This is a genomic window from Flavobacterium sp. (assembly GCF_021151785.1).
GTDB lineage: Bacteria > Bacteroidota > Bacteroidia > Flavobacteriales > Flavobacteriaceae > Flavobacterium.
The window spans coordinates 37,495-46,660 of sequence record NZ_JAGKWP010000004.1 but is presented as its reverse complement, the minus strand read 5'-3'; the positions used below and the strand labels follow the sequence as shown (position 1 = coordinate 46,660).

Annotated in this window: 9 protein-coding genes and 1 tRNA gene; 4 read left to right on the top strand and 6 right to left on the bottom strand. The window is 31.3% G+C overall.

Going from position 1 to position 9,166, the window contains the following annotated elements; genetic code table 11:
• Nucleotides 1-96: 96 nt before the first annotated feature.
• Complete coding sequence (locus QZ824_RS01045) at nt 97-1,254, top strand: FtsX-like permease family protein (RefSeq protein ID WP_291274187.1); 1,158 nt, start codon at nt 97-99, stop codon at nt 1,252-1,254.
• Nucleotides 1,255-1,333: 79 nt separating this feature from the next.
• On the opposite strand, the gene QZ824_RS01040 is transcribed toward QZ824_RS01045, so the two are convergent.
• The 5 genes from QZ824_RS01040 to QZ824_RS01020 form a co-directional block, all read right to left on the bottom strand.
• Complete coding sequence (locus QZ824_RS01040) at nt 1,334-2,431, bottom strand: serine hydrolase (RefSeq protein ID WP_291274186.1); 1,098 nt, start codon at nt 2,429-2,431, stop codon at nt 1,334-1,336.
• A gap of 53 nt (nt 2,432-2,484) precedes the next feature.
• Entirely contained in the window at nt 2,485-3,261 is a 777-nt protein-coding gene (gene mazG / locus QZ824_RS01035; RefSeq protein WP_291274185.1) for a nucleoside triphosphate pyrophosphohydrolase, read from the bottom strand.
• A 100-nt stretch (nt 3,262-3,361) separates the two neighbouring features.
• Nucleotides 3,362-3,970, bottom strand: a complete 609-nt coding sequence (locus tag QZ824_RS01030; protein ID WP_291274184.1) for an outer membrane beta-barrel protein — start codon at nt 3,968-3,970, stop codon at nt 3,362-3,364.
• Nucleotides 3,971-4,290: 320 nt separating this feature from the next.
• Nucleotides 4,291-4,365, bottom strand: a tRNA-Val gene (locus QZ824_RS01025).
• 138 nt (nt 4,366-4,503) lie between these two features.
• A complete protein-coding gene (locus QZ824_RS01020; RefSeq protein ID WP_291274183.1) occupies nt 4,504-5,718 on the bottom strand; it encodes a folylpolyglutamate synthase/dihydrofolate synthase family protein in 1,215 nt (404 codons plus the stop codon).
• A 127-nt stretch (nt 5,719-5,845) separates the two neighbouring features.
• Between QZ824_RS01020 and QZ824_RS01015 the strand changes: the two genes are divergently transcribed.
• Both QZ824_RS01015 and QZ824_RS01010 read left to right on the top strand, forming a co-directional pair.
• Complete coding sequence (locus tag QZ824_RS01015; protein WP_291274190.1) at nt 5,846-6,559, top strand: MotA/TolQ/ExbB proton channel family protein; 714 nt, start codon at nt 5,846-5,848, stop codon at nt 6,557-6,559.
• A complete protein-coding gene (locus QZ824_RS01010; RefSeq protein ID WP_014387869.1) occupies nt 6,549-6,944 on the top strand; it encodes a biopolymer transporter ExbD in 396 nt (131 codons plus the stop codon). The genes QZ824_RS01015 and QZ824_RS01010 overlap by 11 nt, the downstream gene beginning before the upstream one ends.
• Before the next feature lie 95 nt (nt 6,945-7,039).
• Here QZ824_RS01010 and ygiD read toward each other — a convergent pair whose 3' ends face one another.
• A complete protein-coding gene (gene ygiD, locus QZ824_RS01005) occupies nt 7,040-7,870 on the bottom strand; it encodes a 4,5-DOPA dioxygenase extradiol (RefSeq protein ID WP_291274189.1) in 831 nt (276 codons plus the stop codon).
• A 247-nt stretch (nt 7,871-8,117) separates the two neighbouring features.
• Here ygiD and QZ824_RS01000 point away from each other — a divergent pair, with 247 nt between their 5' ends.
• The gene (locus QZ824_RS01000; RefSeq protein ID WP_291274182.1) at nt 8,118-9,152 is read left to right on the top strand and encodes a quinone-dependent dihydroorotate dehydrogenase; all 1,035 of its coding nucleotides are present in this window, start codon (nt 8,118-8,120) and stop codon (nt 9,150-9,152) included.
• The last annotated feature ends 14 nt before the right edge of the window (nt 9,153-9,166 follow it).

Sequence of the window (9,166 nt, the reverse complement as noted above, 5' to 3'; positions counted from 1 at the left end):
AATGGGCTGTTTGGTTAGTTCATTGATGGTATTTTGGCACAAAGTATCTACTTTACCATCCCCATCAAAATCGCCAGTAATTGGTAGTTTTTTCAAATGAAAAAAAGTGTTTTTAAATCACTGTTTTTATATCTTGGGCTATTTTTATCCTTTTTATTGATGTTAAGTTGCATTCAATTGTATTTTAATGCCAATGATTTACTGGGTAAAAAAAATAGTGATTCTAATTATTGGTTAACCTTATCGAAGACCATTACACCAGATAATATTGGTAGAAAAGAATTATTGGGATTTTCATCTAGTAACATTAAAGAAATACAATCATGGAAAGGGGTAAAAAAAGTTTTTCCAATTTATTCTAATGATTTTAAAGTTTCAGCAGATGGAGGATCTTTTATTCCTTTTTATACAGACATGTATTTGGAAGCAATAGATAATGAAGCTATAGATGTAGCTGATTTATCAGAATTTCAAGTAAAAGATAATACGATACCAATTATTATCTCTAGAGAATATTTGAATCTTTACAATTATGGCTTTGCTTTGAATCAAGGATTACCACAGATTACGGAGGCTTTTGCTAAAAAAATAGAAGTCAATATTAATTTAACACTGAAGGAGAAAAATTTAAAATACAAGGGAAAATTAATTGGATTATCCGATAGAATACATTCAGTATTAGTACCTAAAACTTTTTTAGATTCTTTGAATACTACACAAGTTAAGTTTACTCATCCTGAGAAAGTTTATTCTAGGGTTTTGATAAAAGTGAGTGATGCTTCAGATGAAGAATTGATTAGCAAAATGAATGGAAAAGGATATGAATCTAATCAAGAATCCTTGCGTTCAGCTAAAATTAAAGGGAAGTTGTTTTTGGTACTTCAAGCCATTGCATTAATTGGATTGTTTATTTTTTTATTATGCATGTTCATGATTCTTAACACAATAAAAATTCAGTTTTTAGAACAAAAAGAATCGGTTTCAATTAAGTATACTTTAGGTTATTCTCCTAGGGCAATGGTTAATCAAATTAGTAAAAAGTTTAGTATTTATGTTTTTATTACAGTTTTACTATGTTTGATTGTTTTGTCTATTTTCCAATATTATTTTTCTAATGCAGCTATTGCTAATCAGATGTTGTCTAGCTTTATTGCTAAGGAGATTTGGTTTAGTTTAATCATTGTCCCTTTATTCGTCTATTTGGTTGTTAAAACAATTATATATAGATGGTTAATTTCATCTTGGAATTTTTAAAGAGAAAACAAAACTAAAAATAAACTGCCCAAAAAAAGATTTTATTTTTGGGCAGTTGTATAAAAGATTTAATTCTGGTTTAATTGATGACTAAGTTAATTTTTCCCCAAAGTTCATTATCAAATCCAGACATCGCAAAGTTACTTGAATCTGCGGCATCCCCCATTCGGATAATAACTAACTTTTTACTAGGAACAACATATATTTTTTGATCATTTTTGCCTAACGCACAGAACATATCAGCTGGAGCATTCGGAATCAAACTGCCGTTAAATGTTACTTGTGTTTGTGGCATATGATATGAACTTTCTCCGTTAATCCACCATAAATAACCGTAGGCTAAATTGATGTTTTGTGAAGTATGGGTTGCAGTATTAAAATAATTTGAATTAATAATTGTGGTTCCATCCCATTTTCCATTGGCTAAGGCTAATAATCCAAATCTTGCCATACTTCTAGTGTTACTCCAAAAAATGCTATTGCTGTATTGTTGTAACCACGTGCCAGTCATACCTATTTTATCTCTCAATTTTGTATTAAAATAATTAGACCACGACTGTCCTGAAGCTTGAGCTACTACATCTTGCAATTTTACATACACGTTATCGTATGCCCAACGTGTCCCTGCATCAGCTTTATAAACCAAACAACCAGGAGAAACACAGTCATTAATTGTTTCATCTGTGCTATTGTTATAAGCATCATCTAATCCTGATGTCATAGTTAATAAATGCTTGCAAGTAATTAGATTTTCCTTTGCTATCGTTTCAGAAGTCCACCCTGTTCCGATATATGTAGAAACTTTGTTATTGATGTTGATTAGTCCTTCTTGTTCTGCAATTCCAGTTACTGTTGAGGTTAATGTTTTTCCAGCACTTGCCCAATACCATGGTGTAGTTGCAGTATGTGTACCAAAATATTTTTCTAAAACAATTTTTCCATTGTGGAGTACAATAAAACTTTTACTATTTTTTAATTCTAGATAGTCGTATAACTGCTGTATATTATTAGTATTCCAACCTAAACTTTCAGGAGTTTTTGTTGCCCAATCGTCTGAGCCTATTGGTGGAAAATAAAGTGCTTCTTCTGCAGTTGAATTAGAATTTCCATTTTCATCATTGCTACAAGAAAAGGCAAGAAAAGACAAGGTTGCTAGTAGTAGATTTTTTATATTCATTTGTCATTTGTTTTTCTCTTAGACAGCATTTATTTATGAAGGTTTAATAAGAATTACATTTTTTTAGCCTCTTCCCAAAACACATCCATTTCAGCTAATGTCATTTCGCTTAATGGTTTTCCAATTTCTGTTGCTTTTGATTCTAAATATTGAAAACGCTTTATGAATTTTTTATTGGTTCGTTCTAATGCATTTTCTGGATTTATTTTTAGAAAACGCGCATAATTAATCATAGAAAAAAGTACATCTCCAAATTCAGCTTCAATTTGGTCATAGTTATTAAGTTGAACTTCTGTTTGAAATTCATTTAATTCTTCTAGGACTTTTTCCCATACTTGTTCTGGTTTTTCCCAATCAAAACCTACTCCTTTGACCTTTTCTTGGATGCGACTTGCTTTTACTAGTGCGGGTAAACTTTTTGGAACACCTTCTAAAACAGATTTTTTGCCTTCTTTTAGCTTTAACTTTTCCCAGTTTTGCTTGACTTCTTCTTCGTTATTTATAACTACATCACCATAAATATGAGGATGTCTTTCAATTAATTTGTCACAAATTCCATTGGCTACCTGAGCAATATCAAAGGCACCTATTTCACTTCCTATTTTGGAGTAGAATACGATATGAAGTAATAAATCACCCAGTTCGTTTTTAATTTCATTTAAATCTTGATCTAAAATAGCATCGCCTAATTCATAGGTTTCTTCAATAGTTAAGTGACGTAAACTTTCTAAAGTTTGTTTTTTATCCCAAGGACATTTTTCGCGTAAATCGTCCATGATATCTAAGAGCCTGCTAAAAGCAACTAATTGTTGTTCTCTTGAATAATGCATAAAAAGAAGTTTTGGTTGAAATCAAATGTAGATAATTTATGTGTATATACAAAAAAAACCCCGCAATAGCGGGGTTTTTTGGTTATTTAAAATTCTTTTATTAGAATTTATATGTTAAACCAAATTTAGCAGTTGTAAAGAAATTATCAAATACATTTACATTTGCATTAAATTCTGATACATTCTTAGCACCATCCCATTTTGTAGAGTTGTAAGATAAGATGTCAGTTAATCCAAAGTTAATAGCAAAACTTTCTGAAACGAAATAGTTAATTCCTAAACTAGCACCAGCATTGAATCCAGAATATTTAGCATCAGCTAAACCTGCTTTACCAGAAGTCATACCTAAACCTGCTTCAGCATAAGTTTTAAATCTTTGTCCTAAATCTAAGAAATAGTAACGTCCAAATACACCTGCATCAAAGTTTGAACTTTTGTCAGTTTCAGTTCCAGCAGTTTTTTCTTTGAAAGAACCAATTCCTAATTCTACTCCTACTGCAAATTTGTCACTTAAGAAATAACCAACTTTAGGATTGAATTCAAAGTTGTTTGTTTTAACTTCAGTGTTTTTGTCATTTGTAGAGTTTAACATTAAGTTACCTTCAACAATAACATTACCTTTTGAAAAACCAAATCCTTTTGATTCTTCTTGTGCGTTAGCAAAAGTAAAAGCTACTAAAGCTACAGCAGATAATAAAACTTTTTTCATACTTAATTTAATTTTAAAGTTATGGAGCAAAGATATATTGTTTTTTCAATATAAAATACAAAAAAAACAGACTTGTTAACAATTTTTTCAACAAAAAAATGTAAGTTATTTGATTTTCAGAATGTTATAAACTAGTTGTTTTTTCTACTATTTTGTGAAAATTAACATTTTTGATAGGGGAGTTATTAACAAATTGTTGAAAACTCGTTTCTAGTTTATGTTTGCAAAGTAAGAGAAAGTTTTAATGTAGATATATTTGCCTTTTAATTAACAAAATGTCAAAACAAAAAAACACTTCATATGAAGTGTTTTTAAAGTTGTGGGCGATGAGGGGTTCGAACCCCCGACCCCCTCGGTGTAAACGAGGTGCTCTGAACCAGCTGAGCTAATCGCCCTATTTAGTATAATAATTTGTTTCATTATTACGAGTGCAAATATACAGCGGTTTTTCATATTTGCAAGCATTATTTTTAAAAAATTGTAAATTAATTTTTAAGTTGCTCGTAGTCAGAAAAATAAAATTTAATTTTTTTTTAAATTAGTTCTGCTACTACAAATGTACTTCCTCCTACATAGATAATATCTTCTTTTGATGCTGTTTTTAGTGCTGCATTTTTAGCTTTCAATACAGAAGAATACGCTTTTCCAATTAAATTGTATTTTCCAGCTTCTTTTTGAAGGATTTTTTCATCTAAGCCCCGTTGTACTTTTGGCTTGCAAAAATAATACGTTGCATTTTTAGGAAATAAAGGGAGGATACTCTTTAAATCTTTATCATTTACTACACCTAAAACAATATGCAAACGTGATGGAGTTTCTTTTTCTAATTGATGTAATACTATTTTTAAGCCATGACTGTTATGGGCAGTGTCGCAAATAACTTTTGGATTTGTTTGTAAAATTTGCCATCGGCCTTTTAAACCTGTATTAGTTACTACATTTTTTATTCCATTTTTAATGTGTTCGTTCACTATATGGAAATGTTTTTTAGCAATTTCACAAGTGGCAACAACGGTTTTTTTATTTTTTATTTGATATTCACCTTTTAATTCAGAAGGGTAATCAGGAATGTTTTCATCTTCTACAAAAATAATTTCACTTGAACCCGATTTTGCTTTTTCAATAAATACAGTTTTAGTCTCTTTAGTGTATTCACCTATCACAACTGGAATATTTGGTTTAATTATCCCTGCTTTTTCACTCGCAATTGCTTCTAAGGTGGAGCCCAAAAATTGCATATGGTCAAATCCAATGTTGGTTATTACGGATACTAAAGGAGTAATGATGTTGGTAGAATCTAATCTTCCACCCATGCCTACTTCTATTATAGCAATATCAACTTTCTTTTCTGCAAAATATTGAAAAGCTAGTCCAACAGTCATTTCAAAAAAACTTAAATGATGATTCTCAAAAAAACTTTTATTTTGCAGTACAAATTTTTGAACATAAGCTTTACTGATTTGTCTGCCATTTATGGTAATTCGTTCTCTGAAATCTTTTAGGTGCGGAGAGGTGTATAGCCCAACTTTATAACCAGCTTCCATAAATACAGATGCTAGCATACTTGAAGTAGATCCTTTCCCGTTTGTTCCTGCAACATGTATGGATTTAAATTTAGTTTCAGGATTTCCTAGATGCTTGGTTAAAGCTAGGGTATTTGTTAAATCCTTTTTGTAAGCTGCCGCTCCTACATTTTGGAACATAGGTAACTGATTATAAAGCCAATTTAAGGTTTCAGTATAAGTCATAAAGGAATATTTTTGTTTTTTAAATATGCTAAAAACAATATTTTAATAAAATTTTAGTTTTACTATTTATAGAATACTGTATCTTTAGTGCAAATTTGAATATAAATATTAACTTATTCGTTTTATGATTGGATTTTTTTTACAAGCCACAGTTGATACTTTAGCGAATGCGGCAAATCAGGTTGCCAATGCAGCAGAAACAGCCAAACCAAATACTGAAATTTCAGTTTTAGAATTTATTTTTAAAGGTGGATTTTTTATTATCCCAATTGCAATTTTATTGTTCTATACGATATATGTTATTGTAGAACGTACTATGTATATTAGTAAAACCACTAAAACTGATAATTTTTTATTGAAAGAAGTACGTACCCATTTAAATAATGGTAATATAGAATTAGCTTTAGGGGCTGCCGAACGATTGGATAATGCCAATGCAAGAGTAGTAAGGGAAGGTGTTATGACTATTGGTCGTCCTATATCTGAAATTGAATCGAATATGGAGCGCCAAGCACAAATTGAATTAGGTGAAATGGAGAAGCGACTAGGGCATTTAGGTTTAATTGCGGGTATGGCGCCTACTTTAGGTTTCGTGGGAACTATTGGTGGTGTAATTAAAATTTTCTATAGCATTTCAATTACTGAAAATATTAGTATTGGTAATATTTCTGGAGGATTGTATGAAAAAATGATTTCGTCAGGCGCGGGTCTTATTGTTGGACTTTTTGCTTATGCCGGTTACCATTTATTAAATGGAAAAATTGATCATTTTATGTTAAATGTTCAAAAGCAAGTATTAGAATTTGTAAATATTATTCAAAGACCGAACCATGGCAATTAAAAGAAATAAACGTTTTCATGCAGAAGTTCATGCGTCCTCAATGAGTGACATCATGTTCTTTTTGTTGTTGTTCTTTTTGATCATTTCCACGTTGGCCAACCCCAATGTGATTAAAATGACTTTGCCAAAATCGAAAGTAAATGAGAAAACGAATAAACAACATGTGAGTATTTCGGTAACGGAAGAAAAACAATACTTTATTGATAAACAACCTGTCGCTTTTGAAGAATTAGAAAAAGAATTGCTGGCAAAAGTAGGTAACGATAAAGAACAAACCGTTGTGGTTCGAATTCCGTTTAATTTGCAAGTGCAAGATTTGGTAGATGTCCTTCAAATTGGTGTGAAGAATAACATGAAGTTTGTTATAGCAACTAATCCGAAATAATAGAGCTTTTTTGTCTTTCTGAACTTGTTTCAAAATCAAAATCCAATTGATTCGCATATCAAATTTTAATCAAGTTCAGAAGGACAAATGATTTTTTACCCAATTTTCACCGACGTCATACTTAATGAACCGGCTACAAACTTATCATTAAACAACAGTAATTCTTCATTGTTGTTTTTCAATCCTAAGGTGTATAATAAAGGTAAATAATGATCGGGTGTGGGTATGGCTAAATTCCATGCTGTACTGTGGTTTTGATAGTTAATCAACGATTTAAAATCCCCTTCTAACATATACTTATTGAAATCAGCATGTGCTTCTTTGGCCCAATCGTAAGCGTGATTATCTTTGTTAAAATTTGCCCAATCTACCAGTCTTAAATTATGAATGATGTTGCCGCTACCTATAATTAAAATGCCTTTGTTTCGTAAGGCTTGTAGTTTTTGAGCCAATTGAAAATGTTTTTCTGGAGCTAAACCGTAATCAATACTCATTTGGATTACCGGAATATTTGCGTTTGGATACAAGTGTTTAATTACACTCCAAGCACCATGATCTAGTCCCCAATCGTGATTTAATTCTACCTCTGTAGGCAGTAAAAGTTCTTTAGTGAATTGAGCCAATTCAGGTGAACCTTTAGCCGGATATTGAACTTCGAAAAGCTCTTTTGGAAATCCACCAAAATCATGAATCGTTTGTGGTACATCCATAGCGGTGACTTTCGTTCCTTTCGTGTACCAATGTGCCGAAATACATAAAATTGCTGTTGGAGTAGGGATGGTTTTGGCGATAGTTCTAAATCCAGCTACAAACTCATTTTCTTCAATGGCATTCATAGGACTTCCATGTCCTAAAAACAAGACAGGCATTTTTTCTGTATTGGGTAATTGATCTTTATAGTCGTAAAGTTGATTTAAATTTTTCATAGCATAAAATAGTGGTGCTAAACCTAAAATTCCTAAAAATTGTTTTCTGTTCATCTGGTATCAATTTTTAATTGATATTTGTATATACAAATGTATGAATTGTTTTTTAGAAATCTGTTAAAAAGTATTAAATTTTGAGCTACTCTTTTTTTTGTTATTATGATGTTTCTGAGACAAAAGAATTTCATTTTGTTATGTGCGGGCTATAACTAATAATTTTTTAACTTTGTGCAAACAACACAACAACATGTATAAATTACTTATCCGTCCATTACTTTTCTGTTTCGATCCAGAGAAAGTGCACTATTTTACCTTTTCAGCCTTAAGAGTAATCAATAAAATTCCGATTGTTTCTTCTGTTTTTAACTCGCTTTATCAATTCGAAGATAAGCGTCTGGAACGAGAAGTTTTTGGTTTAAAGTTTAAAAATCCGGTTGGGTTAGCGGCTGGTTTTGATAAAGATGCAAAATTGTACAAAGAATTGTCAAATTTAGGTTTTGGATTTATAGAAATTGGTACATTAACCCCAAAGGCACAAGACGGAAATCCTAAAAAAAGATTGTTTCGTTTGCAAGAAGACAGCGGAATAATTAATAGAATGGGTTTTAACAACGGTGGTGTTTTAGAGGCTGTAGAGCGATTAAAGAAAAACAACGGACACGTTTTAATTGGTGGAAATATTGGTAAAAATAAAGTCACACCAAATGAAAATGCTACAGAAGATTACGTAATTTGTTTTAATGCATTATACGATTATGTTGATTATTTCGTTGTAAATGTAAGTTCGCCAAATACACCAGGTTTAAGAGAATTGCAGGATAGAGAACCGCTAACAAAATTATTACAAACCTTACAAGATTTAAATAACCAAAAAACGGTCACCCTGAGCTTGTCGAAGGGAAAACCCATTTTATTAAAAATTGCTCCCGATTTAACTAATGAGCAGTTGTTGGATATTATTGCAATTGTAAATGATACAAAAATTGCAGGAGTTATTGCTACCAATACTACATTATCTAGAGAAGGCTTGCAATCGGTTAACAAAATTGAAGCGGGTGGATTGTCTGGTAAGCCATTAACGAAACGTTCGACTGAAGTCATTCGTTTTTTAGCAGAAAAAAGTAATCATGCTTTTCCAATTATTGGAGTTGGTGGTATACATACAGCAGAAGATGCTATTGAAAAGTTAAATGCTGGGGCTAGTTTATTACAGTTGTATACTGGTTTTATTTACGAAGGGCCGCAGTTGATTAAAGATATTAATAGGAAGTTGTTAGGTTAATTTGTCAATTCGAC